The sequence below is a fragment of the Pseudomonas sp. TE3644 genome (assembly GCF_056278815.1).
Genome location: NZ_JBWBQF010000001.1, coordinates 2194299 through 2211304, shown reverse-complemented (window position 1 = coordinate 2211304; position 17006 = coordinate 2194299). Strand labels below are relative to the sequence as shown.

At 66.2% G+C, this 17006-nt stretch carries 14 protein-coding genes; 13 read left to right on the top strand and 1 reads right to left on the bottom strand.

The genetic code is table 11. The features are described from left to right. The first annotated feature begins 106 nt into the window (after positions 1-106). The 13 genes from ACZ9GA_RS09820 to gspD all read left to right on the top strand — a co-directional run bounded on the left by ACZ9GA_RS09820 (position 107) and on the right by gspD (position 14534). Complete coding sequence (locus ACZ9GA_RS09820; RefSeq protein ID WP_457362856.1) at positions 107-2341, top strand: beta-glucosidase family protein; 2235 nt, start codon at positions 107-109, stop codon at positions 2339-2341. A gap of 435 nt (positions 2342-2776) precedes the next feature. Then, a complete protein-coding gene (locus ACZ9GA_RS09815) occupies positions 2777-4474 on the top strand; it encodes a subtype B tannase (protein WP_457362857.1) in 1698 nt (565 codons plus the stop codon). Positions 4475-4598: 124 nt separating this feature from the next. After that, entirely contained in the window at positions 4599-6314 is a 1716-nt protein-coding gene (gspE, locus tag ACZ9GA_RS09810) for a type II secretion system ATPase GspE (protein WP_457362858.1), read from the top strand. A gap of 1 nt (position 6315) precedes the next feature. After that, positions 6316-7542, top strand: a complete 1227-nt coding sequence (gene gspF / locus ACZ9GA_RS09805; protein WP_457362859.1) for a type II secretion system inner membrane protein GspF — start codon at positions 6316-6318, stop codon at positions 7540-7542. 14 nt (positions 7543-7556) lie between these two features. Continuing rightward, on the top strand, positions 7557-7976 hold the full coding sequence (gene gspG / locus ACZ9GA_RS09800) for a type II secretion system major pseudopilin GspG (protein WP_457362860.1): 420 nt from the start codon (positions 7557-7559) through the stop codon (positions 7974-7976). A 6-nt stretch (positions 7977-7982) separates the two neighbouring features. After that, positions 7983-8432 carry a GspH/FimT family pseudopilin gene (locus tag ACZ9GA_RS09795; RefSeq protein ID WP_457362861.1) on the top strand — a complete coding sequence of 150 codons (450 nt, stop codon included), beginning with the start codon at positions 7983-7985 and terminating at the stop codon, positions 8430-8432. Continuing rightward, on the top strand, positions 8429-8800 hold the full coding sequence (locus tag ACZ9GA_RS09790; protein ID WP_457362862.1) for a prepilin-type N-terminal cleavage/methylation domain-containing protein: 372 nt from the start codon (positions 8429-8431) through the stop codon (positions 8798-8800). Before ACZ9GA_RS09795 ends, ACZ9GA_RS09790 begins: the two co-directional genes overlap by 4 nt. Further along, positions 8797-9429: a prepilin-type N-terminal cleavage/methylation domain-containing protein gene (locus ACZ9GA_RS09785; RefSeq protein WP_457362863.1), complete on the top strand. Its 633-nt coding sequence runs from the start codon at positions 8797-8799 to the stop codon at positions 9427-9429. Before ACZ9GA_RS09790 ends, ACZ9GA_RS09785 begins: the two co-directional genes overlap by 4 nt. Continuing rightward, positions 9426-10151, top strand: coding sequence for a type II secretion system minor pseudopilin GspK (locus ACZ9GA_RS09780; RefSeq protein ID WP_457362864.1), 726 nt, complete (start codon positions 9426-9428; stop codon positions 10149-10151). The genes ACZ9GA_RS09785 and ACZ9GA_RS09780 overlap by 4 nt, the downstream gene beginning before the upstream one ends. Continuing rightward, positions 10148-11224 carry a PilN domain-containing protein gene (locus tag ACZ9GA_RS09775; protein ID WP_457362865.1) on the top strand — a complete coding sequence of 359 codons (1077 nt, stop codon included), beginning with the start codon at positions 10148-10150 and terminating at the stop codon, positions 11222-11224. The genes ACZ9GA_RS09780 and ACZ9GA_RS09775 overlap by 4 nt, the downstream gene beginning before the upstream one ends. Continuing rightward, positions 11199-11801 carry a type II secretion system protein GspM gene (gspM, locus tag ACZ9GA_RS09770; RefSeq protein ID WP_457362866.1) on the top strand — a complete coding sequence of 201 codons (603 nt, stop codon included), beginning with the start codon at positions 11199-11201 and terminating at the stop codon, positions 11799-11801. Before ACZ9GA_RS09775 ends, gspM begins: the two co-directional genes overlap by 26 nt. Then, positions 11798-12277 (top strand): hypothetical protein, encoded by a 480-nt coding sequence (locus tag ACZ9GA_RS09765; protein ID WP_457362867.1) that lies wholly within the window; start codon positions 11798-11800, stop codon positions 12275-12277. Before gspM ends, ACZ9GA_RS09765 begins: the two co-directional genes overlap by 4 nt. Positions 12278-12353: 76 nt before the next feature. After that, positions 12354-14534 (top strand): type II secretion system secretin GspD, encoded by a 2181-nt coding sequence (gspD, locus tag ACZ9GA_RS09760; RefSeq protein WP_457363767.1) that lies wholly within the window; start codon positions 12354-12356, stop codon positions 14532-14534. Positions 14535-16182: 1648 nt separating this feature from the next. On the opposite strand, the gene ACZ9GA_RS09755 is transcribed toward gspD, so the two are convergent. Continuing rightward, positions 16183-16995: a sugar phosphate isomerase/epimerase family protein gene (locus ACZ9GA_RS09755; RefSeq protein ID WP_457362868.1), complete on the bottom strand. Its 813-nt coding sequence runs from the start codon at positions 16993-16995 to the stop codon at positions 16183-16185. Positions 16996-17006: the final 11 nt, after the last annotated feature.

Here is a 17006-nt window from a genome sequence, read left to right as displayed (position 1 = left end):
CTTGCCAGCGAGCTTTTCGGGCCTCAACAGCTCGCTGGCAAGCCAGCTCCCACAGCGAACAGGTCCCACGTCTACCCTGCCCCTCCACCGTCTACAGGTGAACTCCATGCTTGGATGCAAACCGACTCGCCCGCTGCTGGCCTTGGCCATCGGCGCCACCCTGTGTGCCGCAGGCCACGCCAGCGAGGCAGATACCACCGCCACCACTAGGGCAAACCAACTGCTGGCCAACATGACCCAGGCCGAAAAAATCAGCCTGGTCCACGGTGCCGGCTTTTTCACCTCGCCCATCGGCGGCGGGGGCTTCGTGCCGGGCATCGAACGCCTGGGCATCCCGCCCATCAACTACGCCGACTCAAGTTCGGGCATCAACCTGGCCGGCAAGAACACCACACCCCTGCCCGCCACCCTGGCGCTGGCCGCCAGCTGGGATCCAGCCCTGGCCCACCGCTATGGCACGCTGATCGGCACCGAACTGCGCACCCTGGGCTTTGCCGGCGGCCTGGGCGGCGGCACCAACCTGGCGCGCGAGCCGCGCAACGGCCGCACTTTTGAATACCTGGGCGAAGACCCGCTGCTGGCCGGCACCCTGCTGGCCGAACGCACCAAGGGCACCCAGGCCCAGCACATCCTGGGCATGGCCAAGCACTTTGCGGTCAACGGCCAGGAAACCGATCGCTTCAATTCCAACTCGGTGGTCAGCGAACGCGTGTTGCGTGAGCTGTACCTGCGCCCGTTCGAAATCGCCGTTAAGGACGGCCAGCCCGCCATCGTCATGTGCGCCTACAACAAGGTCAACGGCGAGAAGGCCTGCGAGAACAAGCACATCCTCAGCGACATCCTCAAGGGCGAATGGGGCTTCGACGGGTACGTGCAGTCCGACTGGGTGATGGCTGTCACCGACACCGCGCGCGCCGCCAACAGCGGCACCGACGAAGAAGAACCCGGCTCGGCCAATGACAACGAACCGGGCCTGATGGGCCGCGGCACCTGGTTCAACCAGAAGCTTGCGGCGGCGCTGCAAAATGGCACGGTCGCCCCCCAGCGCCTGGACGACATGGTGCGTCGCAAGCTGACCATGCTCTACCGCCACGGCATCATGGACGCACCGCCCGTGCCCGGTGGCCAAGTCGACAGGGCCGCAGGCGACAAGCTGGCGTTGTACGCCGCCGAGTCCTCGATAGTCTTGCTGAAAAATGCGCCCAAGCCCGGCACGTCCCAGCACGCACCGCTGCCGCTGGATGCCGCGCACCTGCACAACGTAGTGGTCGTCGGTGGCCACGCCGACGCCGGTGTCATGGGTGGCGGCGGTTCCGCCTCGGTGCCTGCCCGCGACGGCAACGCCGTGCCGTGCCGCACGCCGGGGGCGAAGGATTCGGTGATCCACATTTTCGACCTGTGCGCGATCTGGCATAAATCCTCGCCGCTGGAGGCCATCCGTGCCCGCCTGCCGGGCGCCACCGTCACCTATTTTGACGGCAGCGATGCAGCCGCCGCAGCCGCCGCGGCTGCAAAAGCCGATGCCACCATCGTCTTCGCCACGCAGTACACCATGGAGCAAGTGGACCTGCCGGACCTGTCGCTGCCCGACGCCACGCGTGACCCGGCCAACCAGGGCTACGACCAGAACGCGCTGATCGACACCATTGCCAGCCACGCCCGCAACACCATCGTGGTGCTGGAAAACGGCACCGCCGTGACCATGCCGTGGGTGGACAAGGTGCAGTCGGTGCTGGCCGCCTGGTTCCCGGGGGCACAGGGTGGGCCGGCGATTGCCAGCATTCTGTTCGGCGAGGTCAACCCATCCGGCAAACTGCCCATCACCTTCCCGGCCTCCGAACAGGACCTGCCGCAGCGCGCCATCAGCAGCACCAACCCCGATGTCGACTACGACGAAGGGCTGCTGATGGGCTACCGCCGCTACGATGCGCAAAAGCGCACACCGCTGTTCGCGTTCGGCCATGGCTTGTCGTACACCCACTTCAGCTACACCGGCCTGCAGGTCACCCCCTACGCCAACGGCGACGTCAGCGTCAGTTTTACCCTGACCAACGACGGCCCGCGCGGTGGCGCCGAGGTGGCCCAGCTCTACGCCGGGCTGCCGGCGGACAGCGGTGAGCCGCCGCAGCGGCTGGTGGGGTGGCAGAAGGTGTTCCTCAAGGCGGGTGAGTCACGCAAGCTCAACCTCACGCTGCCGGCCGCGCGGTTCAGCGTATGGAGCGATGGCTGGTTTGTGCCCCTGGGCGAAGCGTCGTTGACCGTGGGCGGTTCTTCGCGCGACGCGCACGGGCTCAAATCCACGTTCACGATGGGCAAGCGCTTGCTGGCGGCGGGCGCCTGACGGGCGCAACAGGTGCGGCCAACACCGGCTCCTACCGCGCACCGCGTAGGAGCCGACTTTAGTCGCGATGCAGACGATGCGGTGGCCAGCCTGCACATCGCATCAATCAATTAGTGGCACCGCAACATCAATTATTCAATAATATTTAAATATCGATACATAAACAAAAAGCATATCAACAAAAAACAAACGAAACTCCCCTCCGTGGCGTAACACTTCAACTTCGCCCATCATTAAAAAACTTTCATAAACCAACTCGCGTCGCTTACTGCGACTGCCCAAGGTTTGCTGTCCTGCCCTTTGCCTTTTCGTGCTTTTCTTCCGGCCCGCCCTTTTGCAGCGTCCGGTTGACACCATGTTCCACCGGCAATACCCGAGTTTCCCCATGACGGGGAAAACAACAATAACAATTCAACTCCAAGACAGGGAAAGACCATGCGATCCACCTTCAACATCCCGGCATTTGCCCCGTTGGCGCTGTGTGGCGCCATTGCGGCGGTCACTTCCATGGGGGCCTGCGCCGCCAGCAGCAGTGCCAAGGACACCCTGACATTCGACGCCAGCAGTGGCGGCACCGCAGGCTCGGTGAGCGTGTTGGGCAGCACCGTCAACTACACGGCCTACACCGTGACCTACGTCAGCAAGCCCATCGATGCGGCCCAGGAGGTGATGACGATTTACATCCCCTCCACGGCCACCAAGGACTCGGCCATTTACATGCCGCTCAATACCGGTGGCTACATGCAGCTCGACTCCCTGGCGCCTGCCGACGTCACCACCAGCAACAACACCGACCAGCCCCACGCCGCCGCGGTGGCTTTGTCCAAAGGCATGGTCGTGGCCTCGGTGTCGGGCCGCGGGCGCAACACCACCCTGGTCATCAACGGCGCGACCACCGAGGTGGGCAACGGCCCCTCGGCCATCGTCGACCTCAAGGCCGCCATCCGCTACCTCAAGCACAATGACAAGGCCATGCTCGGCGATGCCGACAAGATCATCATCAGCGGCACCAGCGGTGGCGGCGCGTTCAGCTCGTTGATCGGCACCACCGGCAACAGCGCGATCTACAAGAAATACCTGACCGAAATCGGCGCCGCCGACGAGAAGGATGACGTGTTCGCCGTGGCGCCCTACTGCCCCATCACCAACCTGGACAATGCCAACGCCGCCTACGAGTACTACTTCAACGGCACCGGCATCACCACCTTCGCGCCCACCGCACCGGTCACCCTCACGGCCAACGACCAGCGCCTGTCCACGGTCATGGCCAACATGTTCGTGCCCTACGTCAACGGCCTGGGCCTGCGCCACCCCACCACCGGCGCAGCCCTGGTACTCAACAGCTACAGCCCCGACGCCGTCATGGGCGGCAGCTACCGCAACTACCTGTACAGTGTCATCGGCGCCTCGGCCACCCAGTTCATCATCGATGCCGGCTACGTCAACGGCAACGGCAGCCTCAACGCCGCAGGCCTGGCCTACATGAGCACCGCCACCGCCATGAACAGCGCCACCTCCGGGCTGGCCCCGCAGGACTTCATCAGCTGGAACGCGGCCACCCGCACCGCCTCGCTCAAAAGCTGGAAGAACTACATGACCTTCATGAACCGCATGAAGCCGGTGGGTTCGTTCGACAACGGTTTCTATGACGTGACCGGCGAAATGGACGTGTTCAACACCGACCCCACGGCCCTGAAGAATGACATCACCGTGGCCGAAGGCTGGAACCACCTGGATGAAAACCTCGGCGCCGCCATCACCAAAGCCGGGCTCAAGGGCGTCACGGGCTACACCAGCCTGAAACACTTCGTGGTGCGCGACGACGTGGCGCCGCAGGTGGCGATGATGAACCCCATGTACTTCATTGCCAAAGCGCCGAAGAACACCGGCCTTGCGGTCAACCCCTACGCCGACCAATTGTACGGCTCCAGCACCGTGGCCCCGCACTGGCGCATCCGCGTTGGCTCCTACGACCGCGACTCCTCGCCTTTCATCTCGCTCAACCTGGCCACCGTGCTGCAAAACCGTGGCAAGGATGTGGACTATCACATTGCCTGGAACCAGCCCCATGCCGGCAACTATGACAATACCGACCTGATTGCCTGGATGGTGGACGTCGCCAAGCATAAATAACGCTTATTGACACACCGTTAGTTGTTGCCCCCCTAAAGTCTGATTATTCAAGTGCGGCCCCCGGCTGTCTTGAATAATCAACTTCAGGGCCGCCGTTTAATTATAAGAAGCAACAGGCGTTTGCATGACACTTTTTCAGCCAGGCCTGGCCACCGTGACGGAATTGTCCATTGTCGAGCAATTGGTGGCTGACAATCGATTGAAATCCACTGACCGCGAACGCGCCCACCGTTTATATAACGAGGCAAGCGACGAACGCTTCAGCACGCTGTTGTTACGCCTGGGCCTGGTGTCCGAGCGCGACCTTGGCCAGGCCTGGGCCACCCTGCTCAATGCGCCACTGATAAAAGAAAGCGAAGCCCCTGCCACGCTGGAGTCGCCCCCTGACCTGCCGGTACGCTTTCTCAAGCAGCATCAATTGGTGCCGGTGGGCCGTGACCCGGACGGCACCCTGCATGTACTGCTCGCCCACCCTGACGATACCTATGCCGTGGACGCAGTTGCCTATGCCTGCCGCTGCCCGCTGCGGCTGTCGGTGGGGCTGGGCAGCGACATCGACATGCTGATCGAACGCTATTACGGGCAAGGCCGCTCGGCCATGGGCACCTTGGTGGAGAACATCGACACTACGGCCCGCAACGAAGACGACATCGAACACCTCAAGGACCTGGCCAGCGAAGCGCCGGTGATCCGCCTGGTCAACCTGGTGATCCAGCGCGCCGTGGAACTGCGCGCCTCGGACATCCATATCGAACCTTTCGAGCACCAGCTCAAGGTGCGTTACCGCGTGGACGGCGTGCTGCTGGCAGCCGAAGCGCCGCCTGCGCATTCCACCGCCGCCGTGATTTCCCGGGTCAAGATCATGGCCAAACTGGACATCGCCGAGCGCCGCCTGCCCCAGGACGGCCGCATCATGCTGCGCATCCAGGGCAAGGAACTGGACTTGCGCGTGTCCACCGTGCCCACCAGCTTCGGCGAGTCGGTGGTGATGCGCCTGCTGGACCGTGAAGCGGTGAGCTTCGAGTTCGAGCGCCTGGGCTTCGGCGGCCCTGGGCTGGCCAGTTTCCTGGAACACTTGCAGCGGCCCCACGGCATCGTGCTGGTGACCGGGCCCACCGGCTCGGGCAAGACCACCACCCTGTACACCGCGCTGTCGCAGCTCAACACCGCCGAGCGCAAGATCATCACCGTCGAAGACCCGGTGGAATACCAGCTGGAGGGCATCAACCAGATTCAGGTCAAGCCCAGCATCGGCCTCAATTTCGCCGATGCCCTGCGCGCCATTGTGCGCCAGGACCCGGACGTGATCATGATCGGCGAAATGCGCGACCTGGAAACCTGCCGCATCGCCATCCAGTCCGCCCTCACCGGCCACCTGGTGCTGTCCACCCTGCACACCAACAGCGCCGCCGGCAGCGTTACGCGCTTGCTGGACATGGGCGTGGACGACTACCTGCTGGCCTCCACCGTCAACGGTATCCTCGCCCAGCGCCTGGTGCGCCGCCTGGACCCGGCCCTGTGCGAGGCCTACGAACCGCTGCCCGAGGTGGTGGCCCAGTACCAGTTGCAGCGCTACACCGACGAGCGCCCCGTGCGCCTGTACCGGCCGCGCGCCGACGTGCCGGCCGGCGAAGGCTTCCGTGGGCGCAGCGCGATCACTGAATGGCTGGTGCTGGACGACGATCTGCGCCGCCTGCTGATGCAACGCGCCGACGCCGCCACCCTGGAGAAAGCGGCCCGCGCCGCCGGCATGCGCACCCTCTACGAAGACGGCATGCGCCAGGCACTGGCAGGGCTAACCACCCTGGAAGAAGTGCTGCGCGCAACGAGTGGAGACTGACATGGCCACCTTTCGCTATCGCGCCCTGGACAGCGCCGGCAAACCGGTGGATGGCCATCTCAGCGCCCCGGCCGAAGCCCAGGCCGTGGGGCAGTTGCAGGAACGCGGGCTGCTGGTGCTGCACGTGGTGGCAAGCCCTGGCGAACCCAGCGCGGCCCTCGGCCTGTCACGCCTGCGCGCCTGGTGCCAGCGCGAACCGTTGGGCGCTGCGCAACTGGCGCAGTTCACCCAGCAACTGGCCACGTTGCTGGGGGCCGGCCAGCCGCTGGACCGCGCCTTGGGCGTCCTGCTCAACCAGCCGGGCGATGAGCGCGCCCAGCGCCTGATTGCCCGGCTGCGCGAGCAGGTCAAGGGCGGCCAGCCGCTGTCGGCGGCCATGGCCGAGCAAGGCGATCAGTTCTCCCAGCTGTACCTGAGCATGGTGCGCGCCGGTGAAGCCGGTGGCGCCCTGGAAAACACCCTGACGCAGTTGTCGGTTTACCTGGAGCGCGCCCAGGCCCTGCGTGGCGAAGTGATCAACGCCCTGACCTATCCCGCCTTTCTGGTGGTGGGCGTGCTCGGTTCACTGGCCTTGCTGATGGCCTACGTAGTGCCGCAGTTTGTGCCGATTTTCACTGACCTGGGCGTGCCGATTCCGCTGATGACGCAAAGCGTGTTGTGGCTGGGCCAGTACCTGGCCGACTACGGCCTGTGGCTGCTGGCGGGGCTGATGGGCGGCGCCAGTCTCTGGGCCGCGAGCCAGCAGGATCCCGAACGACGCTTGCGCCGCGACCACCGCTGGTTGCGCCTGCGCGGGGTGGGCCCGTTGCTGCAACGCCTGGAAACCGCGCGCCTGGCGCGCACCCTGGGCACCCTGCTGCACAACGGCGTGAGCCTGCTGAGCGCGCTGGCCATCGCCCGGCAGGTGTGCGGCAACCGCGCCCTGCAGCACGCCGTGAACCTGGCCACCGACCAGGTCAAGGACGGCGGCGCCCTGGCCCACGCCTTGGGTGCCAGCGGCCTGCTGCCCACCCTGGCGCTGCAAATGATCCAGGTGGGCGAAGAGTCCGGGCAACTGGACCGCCTGCTGATCAAGGTCGCCGACGTCTTCGACGCCGAAGCGCGGCGCAGCATCGACCGCCTGCTCGCCGCCCTGGTGCCCAGCCTGACCATCGTCATGGCCGTGCTGGTCGCTTTCATCATGCTGGCCATCATGCTTCCGCTGATGAGCCTTACCAGCAATATCTAAGGAACCCCTCGCGTATGAACACCCTGAAGTCGGCCCGTGCCCAAGGCGGGTTCACCCTGTTGGAAATGCTGGCGGTGATCGTGCTGCTGGGCATCGTCGCCACCATCGTCGTGCGCCAGGTGGGCGGCAACGTCGACAAGGGCAAATATGGCGCCGGCAAGGCGCAGCTGGCCAGCCTGAGCATGAAGGTGGAAAGCTACGCCCTGGACGTCGGCGCCCCGCCGCGCAGCCTCCAGCAACTGACTACCCGCCCGGCCAACGCCGGCAACTGGAACGGCCCGTACGCCAAGCCGTCGGACCTGCGCGACCCGTTCGGCCACGATTTCGGCTACCGCGCCCCGGGCCAGCATGGCCCTTTCGACCTGGTGTTTTACGGCCAGGACGGCCAGCCCGGTGGCGACGGCTTCAACGCCGACCTGGGCAACTGGGAATAGCACGCCGTGGCCCGCCCCGCCCAACATGGCTTCACGCTGCTGGAGATGCTGATGGTCATCGTGCTGATCGCCGTGGCGGTGGGCCTGGTGTCCTATGGCGTTACCCGCGGGCTGGACAACGTACGCGCCCGCGAAGCGGCGCGCACGCTGGCCCTGGCGCTGCGCGGCGCCCGCACCCAGGCCATCACCAGCGGCGTGCCTGCCAGCGTCAGCTTTGATCTGGCGGCGCGGCGCTATGTGGCCGCCGGCGGGCACGTCCAGACCCTGCCCACCGGCATGACCCTGCAATTGACCACGGCCGCCGTGCTGCGCCAGGGCCAGCACGCCGACGTGGCCTTCTTTCCCGATGGCAGCTCCACCGGCGGCAGCATCCGCCTGGCCAAGGACCGCCGCACCTGGCGCGTGGACATCGCCTGGCTCACCGGCGACGTGCACTGGCAGCAGGTGCAGCCATGATCCGCGCCGCGCAGCACGGCTTCACCCTGCTGGAAATGCTGGCAGCCCTGGCGCTGCTGGCGGTGACCTTCTTCGTGCTGATGGGGGGCATCGGCCAGGCCACCCACGCCCTGCTGCAAGACCAGCGCGCCACGCGCATGGCCCTGCAAGCCAGTTCACTGCTCGATGACAGCCTGCACAGCGCCCTCACCCCGCGCGCCGTCAACGGCCAGTTGCCCGACGGCACCGACTGGCGCCTGGTGATCAGCACCCTGGGGCCGGCCACCAAGGTGCAGCTGTACCGCATTGACCTGACCCTGCAGGCCGCCCAGCACGCCGAGCGCTTCACCACCCTGCGCGCCCAGTCCGTCGCCGGGGCGATGAAATGAGGCGTGTAGCGCAAGGCTTCACCCTGCTCGAAGTGCTGTTGGCCATCAGCCTGCTGGGCATCCTGCTGGTGTTGATCGGCTCGGCGCTGATCAACACCCAGCGCACCCTGGCCACCACCGAACGCTTCACCGCCCGCCTGGGCCAGATCCGCACCGCGCAGTTCTGGCTGCGCGAGCAGTTGCAGCAGGTCCTGCCCTTGCCCCTGGCCGTGGCGCACCAGGGGCCTGCCCAAGTGTTTGAAGGCGAACCCCAACGCATGCAGTTCATCGCCAGCCTGCCGCCACACCTGGGCGGCGGGCTGTACCTGCATACCCTGCGCCTGGGTGGCGCGCCCCAGGCACCGGTGCTGGAAATGGCCTTTGCCCGCCTGACCGGCCCCGGCGCCAGCCAACCCTGGGGCGAACCGCAGGCCCTGCTGCGCCGCGTGCGCCAGGCCAGCTTCAGCTACAGCGGCCTGGACGCCCAAGGGCGCCCGACTGACTGGCTGCCCCGCTGGCCGTGGCCCCAGCGCCTGCCGCAAAAGGTACGCATCGCCTTGCAACCCCAGGGCAGCATGGCCTGGCCACCGCTGGAAGTCGCCCTGCGCCTGGATGCCAACCACCTGGACAGCACGGGGGGCGCGCCATGACTCATCAAAGGCAGGCCGGCGTCGCCCTGCTGATCAGCCTGTGGGCGCTGGCCCTGCTCAGCCTGCTGATGGCCGCCATTGTCAGCGCCGTGCGCCTGGAAAATCGCCAGAGCAGCTTCCTGCTGCAACAGACCCGCGCCCACCTGGTGGCCGAATCAGGCGTGGCCCTGGCCGTGGCGCGCCTGAGCAGTGGCCCGGGCTGGCCCGGCATGGGGAAGGCGCTGGACTTCAACCTGGACGACAGCCATGTGACCGTGCAAGTGGCCAGCGAACTGGGCAAGGTCGACCTCAACAGCGCCAGTCCCGACCTGTGTGGCCGGCTGGCAATCATCGTCGGTGCCACCCAGGCCCAGGCCGCGCAACTGGTGGCCGCCCTGCGCCAGCGCCAGGCCGCCGGCAGCCTGGCGCCCTTACGCATTCTGGAAGAGACCCTGCAACTGCCGGGCATGGACAGCGACCTGTTCGCCCGCCTGCAGCCCTACATCACCGTGTGGAGCGGCAATGACCAACCGCTGGCGGGACTGGCCGCGCCGCCGGTGTTGCAGGCGCTGGGCCAGAACATCAGCGCCGTTTCCAGCGAGTCCGACCCCGGCCAGGTGCTCACCCTGACCAGCCAGGCACAACTGGCCAACGGCTTTCGCGCCACCCTGCGCGTCACCCTGCTGCTCACCCCCAACGAAGGCCGCGCGCAACCCTATCGCGTGCTGCGGTGGCAACCATGAAAACCGAGCTTAACTGGCGCGCTGCGCTGCAACCACTGCACCACCACTGGCAGGCGTCGGCCCTGCCACGCCTGCTGGCCTGGTGGCTGGGCGAACTCAAGGCCTGCCTGCCGGCGAGGCTGACGCGGGCCCTGGCGCAAGACGACATCTGCCTGCTGCACTGGCAGGACGGCGCCCTGTGGCAAACCGGACCGGATGGCGTCATGCCCTGCACCCCGCAGCCCGAGCGCCGCTACGTGTTGGTGCTGGGGCCTGGTCAGGCGCTGATCCGGCCGGTGACCTTGCCTGTCGCCGCAGCCAGCAACCTGACCGACGTGCTGGCCTATGAAATGGATCGCTACACGCCCTTCCAGGCCCGGCAGGTGTACTACGCCGTGCAACGGCTGCCCACGCCACAAGGCCAGCCACTGAGCGTGCGCCTGGTGGTCAGCCAGCGCACCAGCGTCGACGCCCACTACCAGGCCGCCCAGGCCCTGGGCCTGCACCTGCACGCCGTGGATGTGCAACCCGCGCAGGGCCCGCGACTGGGCATCAACCTGCTGCCGCCGGCACTGCGCAGTCGCCGCTCGGCGCCGCGCCAGCGCCTGAACCGCCTCCTGGCCGTCACCAGCCTGATGCTGGCGTTGACCGCCGTCGGTCTGTGGCACGCCAATCAAAACAGCGTGCTGCACGCCATGCAGGACGAAGTCGCCCAGCAACGGCGCGACGCCGCGCAGATCGACGCCCTGCGTCAGCAACTGGACGATGGCCAAGGCGCCAACCGTTACCTGGCGTTGCGCAAGCAGGCCACGCCTGCCGTAAGCCAGGTAGTGGACGAACTGACCCACTGCCTGCCGCTGGACACCTGGCTGACCGAGCTCACCGTGGACCCCGACGGCCAGGTCAATCTGACGGGCCTCAGCCGCCATGCCGGTGGCCTGATCGGCGCCCTGAAGAACTGCCCGTCGCTGACCGGCGCGCAATTCCAGGGCGTCATCCAACCCGATGAAAACACCGGCCAGGAGCGCTTTTACCTTTTGGCCCACCTGAAAAGCGAGGACACCCGCGATGCGCCGCCCCCTGACGCCCCGTGAAAACAGGATCGCCGCGCTGGCGGTGCTCGCTGCGTGCGTGTGCCTGATGTATTGGGGCGCGCTGTACCCGTGGCTGATCGCCCCGCAGTTGGCTGTCCGGCAACAGATGGATGAACTGCGCGACACCCAGCGCCGCTACGTGGCCCTGCTGGCCCGGCGCGAGCCCTTGCAGGCGCAACTGGCTGCGGCCCAGGCCGATCCGGCGGGCGTGGATGCGCTATTGCCCGGCGACGACCCCAGCGCCATCGCGGCCGGGCTGATGCAGTACACCGCCGACCTTGTCGGCCGACATGCCAGCGATGGCGCCGGCTGCGAGGTGCTCAACCGCACCCCCAGCGCTGCCGAACCGGGTGATGAGCGCTACGCCCAGGTCAAGGTGACCCTCAACCTGAGCTGCTCGATCGAGCCGCTGGAAGCCATTTTGTACGACATCGAAACCGCCCGGCCGTACCTGTTCGTGACCCAGTTGCGCGTGGAACATCACGCCGACAGCCCCATCGGCGCAGGCGCTGGCAGGCTTCAGGTGCAGCTGCTGGTGACCGGTTACCGGCATCGCAGCACAGGGGAAGGCTCATGAAGCAGCGTCTTGCCCCGTGGCTGCTGGGCCTGTCGGCTGCACTGGCCAGCCTGGACCTGGCATTGCTCAGCGGGCTGGGGGATCAGCCGCAGTGGCTGCCGGCATCGCCGCCGTCCGCCGTCGCCCCTGCTCCCGCTGCCGCACCCGTCGTGTTACCGCCGCTGCAAGACTATGCCGCCACCTGGCAACAGCCGCTGTTCAACCCCAATCGCCAGCCCGACGCCAGCACGGCCGGCGGCCAGGCGGCATCGCTCGACGGCCTGGTGCTGAGCGGCGTGGTGCTGGGCCAGACGCTGCAACTGGCGTTGCTCAAGACCCCCGAAGGCAAGGGCCTGAGCGTGGCCGTGGGGAAAACCCTGCCTAACGGCTGGACCCTGGCGCACCTGGAGCGTACCCAGGCGCGTTTCACCGCCGCCAACGGCGAACAGACCCTGACCCTGTACCGGCCCAAGGCCGAGGCCGCCCCCTCACATTGACTTTCAGGCGCGCCGCCATGGCCGCCGCGTTACCAGGAGCACCGCCATCTTGACCCTGCGTTACCCCTTGGCCTGCATGGCCACCGCAACCTGGCTGGCCGGCTGCGTGGCCCCGGCCACCGACCTGTCGCAAAACAACGCCCTGCTGCGCGAGGGCCTGGCCGGCACCGGCAGCCAGCGCAGCGTGGCCAGCGCGCCGCCAGCCATTACCCAGGCTGACAGCACAGCCGCCACCCCAGCGCACAGCCAGATCATCCGTGGCGACAGCCGTTTCATCGCCAGCCCCGACCGTGGCGCGGCCCCGGCCAAACCGGCCAGCGAAGGCACGGTAACCTTCAACTTCAACGAGCAACCGATTCGCAACGTGGTGGCGATCATTCTCGGGGACCTGTTGCAACAAACCTACAGCGTGGCGCCGGAGGTCAAGGGCGAGGTGACGTTCTCCACCGCCAAGCCGGTGAGCAAGGACGACGCGGTGCCGATCCTCGAAACGCTGCTGTCGTGGACCGGCAACTCGCTGCTGCATGAAGGCGATCGCTACCGGGTAGTGCCCACCAGCCAGGCGGTGGCCGGGCGGCTGATGCCCACCCTGAAAATGCCCAGGCCGGGCGACGGGCTGACAGCGCGGCTGTTCACCCTTAACTACATCTCCGCCACCGAGATGCAAAAGCTGCTCAAGCCCTTCGCCCGCGAGAACGCCTTTCTGTTGGTGGACCCGGCGCGCAACGTACTGGCCCTGGCCGGCACGGCGGACGAACTGGCCAACTACGAACGCACCATCAACACCTTCGACGTCAACTGGCTCAAGGGCATGTCGGTGGGCGTGTTCGGCCTGCAACGGGCCAGCGTCACCGGCCTGATGCCGGAACTTGAGCGCCTGTTCGGCCCCGACAGCGGTACGCCGCTGGCCGGCATGCTGCGCTTTTTGCCCATTGAACGCACCAACGCCATCGTCGCCATTTCTTCCCAGCCCGAGTACCTCAACGAAGTGCGCCGCTGGATCGAAACCATCGACCGCGGCGGCGGCAACGAGCCGCAGATGTACGTGTACGACGTACGCAACATGAAGGCCACTGACCTGGCGCGCTACCTGCGTGAGATCTACGGCAACCAGGCCATCACCGAGGAAAGCGCGGCGCAGGTCGCACCGGGCCTGCGCACCACCACGCTGTCGTCGGGCACTGGCAGTTCGGCCACCACGACCAGCAGCAGCCAGGGGCTGGGCAGCGTTGGCAGCAGCGCCACGGCGGGGCTCGGCAGTAGCACGTCGCGCACGCAGAAAAGCAATGACAGCGGCACTGGCAGCGACAGTGCAGACACCGGCAAAACCGGCGACAGCAGCACCACGGCCGGCGCCAACGAGTCCACTGTGCGCATCACTGCGCAGAAAAGCAGCAACCAGTTGCTGATCCGTGCACGGCCGTCTGAATGGGACGAAATCCAGTCCGCCATCAAGCGCCTGGACAATCGCCCGCTGCAGGTCCAGATCGAGACGCGCATCCTGGAAGTCACCCTTACGGGCGACCTGAGCCTGGGCGTGCAATGGTACCTGGGCCACCTGGCGGGCAACTCCAGCACCGACGGCATCGAGAACACCTCCGGCAGCCAGGGCGCACTGGGCAGTGGCGGCGCGGCATTGGCCTCCACTGACACAGCGTTCTATTCCTTCGTCAGCAGCAACCTGCAAGTGTCCCTTCACGCCCTGGAAACCAACGGCAAAACCCAGGTACTGTCGGCGCCCTCGTTGGTGGTGATGAATAACCAGCAGGCGCAGATTCAGGTGGGCGACAACATTCCCATCACCCAGACCTCGGTGACCACCACCAGCGAGTCCACCTACAGCAGCGTCGAATACGTGCAGACAGGTGTGATCCTCGACGTGGTGCCGCGCATCAACCCGGGCGGCCTGGTGTACATGGACATCCAGCAACAGGTCAGCGATGCCAGCTCCACCACCGACGCCAACGGCAACCCCACCATCGCCACCCGCGCAGTCGCCACCCAGGTGGCGGTGCAAAGCGGCCAGACCGTACTGCTGGGCGGCCTGATCCAGCAGACCGACACCCAGACCGACAGCAGCGTGCCGTGGCTGGGGCACCTCCCCGGCCTGAACTGGCTGTTCGGCAGCACCACCCGCAGCCATGGCCGCTCCGAACTGATCGTACTGATCACGCCGCGGGTGATCAGCAACGGTGGGCAGGCCAGCCAGGTGACGGATGAGTACCGCGAGCAAATGCAGTTGATCAACCCCATCTGACAGCCCGCCACCCCCATCGCGGCCAAGGCCGGCGCCTACCACGATCAGAGCGATACAGACGACCGCGACTACAACGCGATTCATATGTGGGACCGAGCTTCGCCCGGTCCCACAAAAAAGGGCAACCGTACTCGTAGCCGCTGCCGAAGGCTGCGCTGGCCGGTGTCAACCCTGCAGATCTCCAGCGAAGCACAGGGCCAGCGCAGCCTAACGGCAGCGGCTACACGCGATTCGTGTTGTGGGACCGGGCGAAGCTCGGGAAGGGTCCAGCGCGGAAAGCGCGTTGACCGCTTCCCAAGCTTCGCCCAGCCCCACAAAAAGGAGCAACCATAACCGTAGCCGCTGCCGAAGGCTGCGCTGGCCCGTGTAAACCCTCAAAATCTCCAGCGAGGCACAGGGCCAGCGCAGCCTGACGGCAGCGGCTACACGCGATTCGTGTTGTGGGACCGGGCGAAGCTCGGGAAGGGTCCAGCGCGGAAAGTGAGTTGGCCGCTTCCCAAGCTTCGCCCAGTCCCACAAAAAGGAGCAACCATAACCGTAGCCGCTGCCGAAGGCTGCGCTGGCCGGGGTGAACCCTGAAAATCTCCAGCGAGGAACAGGGCCAGCGCAGCCTGACGGCAGCGGCTACACGCGACTCACGTGTGGGACCGGGCGAAGCTCGGGAAGGGTCCAGCGCGGAAAGTAAGTTGGCCGCTTCCCAAGCTTCGCCCAGTCCCACAAAAAGGAGCAACCATAACCGTAGCCGCTGCCGAAGGCTGCGCTGGCCGGGGTGAACCCTGAAAATCTCCAGCGAGGCACAGGGCCAGCGCAGCCTAACGGCAGCGGCTACACGCGATTTGTGTGTGTGTGGGACCGAGCGAAGCTCGGGAAGGGTCCAGCGCGGAAAGTGAGTTGGCCGCTTGCCGAGCTTCGCCCAGTCCCACAAAAAGGAGCAACCATAACCGTAGCCGCTGCCGAAGGCTGCGCTGGCCGGGGTGAACCCTGAAAATCTCCAGCGAGGCGCAGGGCCAGCGCAGCCTAACGGCAGCGGCTACACGCGATTTGTGTGTGTGTGTGGGACCGGGCGAAGCTCGGGAAGGGTCCAGCGCGGAAGGCGAGTTGGCCGCTTCCCGAACTTCGCCCAGTCCCACAAAAAGCAGCAACCGTAATCGTAGCCGCTGCCGAAGGCTGCGCTGGCCCGTGTAAACCCTCAAAATCTCCAGCGAGGCACAGGGCCAGCGCAGCCTAACGGCAGCGGCTACACGCGATTCGTGTTGTGGGACCGAGCAAAGCTCGGGAAGGGTCCAGCGCGGAAAGCGCGTTGACCGCTTCCCAAGCTTCGCCCAGTCCCACAAAAAGGAGCAACCATAACCGTAGCCGCTGCCGAAGGCTGCGCTGGCCGGGGTGAACCCTGAAAATCTCCAGCGAGGCACAGGGCCAGCGCAGCCTAACGGCAGCGGCTACACGCGATTCGTGTTGTGGGACCGGGCGAAGCTCGGGAAGGGTTCAGCGCGGAAAGCGAGTTGGCCGCTTCCCGAGCTTCGCCCAGTCCCACAAAAAGGAACAACCATAACCGTAGCCGCTGCCGAAGGCTGCGCTGGCCGGGGTGAACCCTGAAAATCTCCAGCGAGGCACAGGGCCAGCGCAGCCTAACGGCAGCGGCTACGGGTTACAACATCAACGCCCGCATTTTGCGCAGGCCAACGTCGGCGCGCTGGAAGCCATCCAGCGGCGGCTCCTGGCGGGTCGGCGCTTCGACGCTGATCGGCACGTGGCGCGGCAACGCCTGCAATAACCCGCGCAGGTCACAATCGCCATCGCCCGGGAAGCGCCGCTCGTTGCGCGCCTGGCGCAGGATCTCATCCATGCTGTCCGGCACCGGCCCCGCCACGTCGCACATCTGCGCGTAACGGAAGCGCTGCGGGTTGGCCTTCACGGCCGCCGCCAGTTCGTCCAGCGATGAACGCGATCGGTTGAAATGGAACGCATCCACCAGCACGCAGCCATTGCTGCGCCCGGCGTTGTCGACGATGCGCAGCGCTTTGGTCAGGTCAGGCGCGTCGGTCCAGGGCATGAACTCCAGATGCGGGTAAATGCCATACGGCAGCGCCAGGTCGCACAGTTCGGCAAAGTGGGCGGTCGCGCGCGCCTCATCCGGGTCATTGCCCGCCACCAGCAGCTCGGTAGCACCAAACTCGGCGCCCACCTGCAGGAAAATCTCGAAGTCACGCACGCGGGTTTCAGGCTTCAAGCGCAGGATCTCGATGTCCAGTACCTTGATCCCCGTGTCGCTCAACGCTTTGGCGGTCTGCCGACGCAGCGCCAGGTCGGCCACCAGCGGGTAGTGATACTCCTGCGGCGTGGCCGGTTCCAGGCGCAGGCCCACGTGGCTGTAGCCCGCGCGGGCGGCGGCCTCCACCATGTCGGGGGGCGACAGCTCCAGTACGGTCAGGGCTGCCAGGGAATAAATCTGTTCGCTCATGGTGGTCTCGC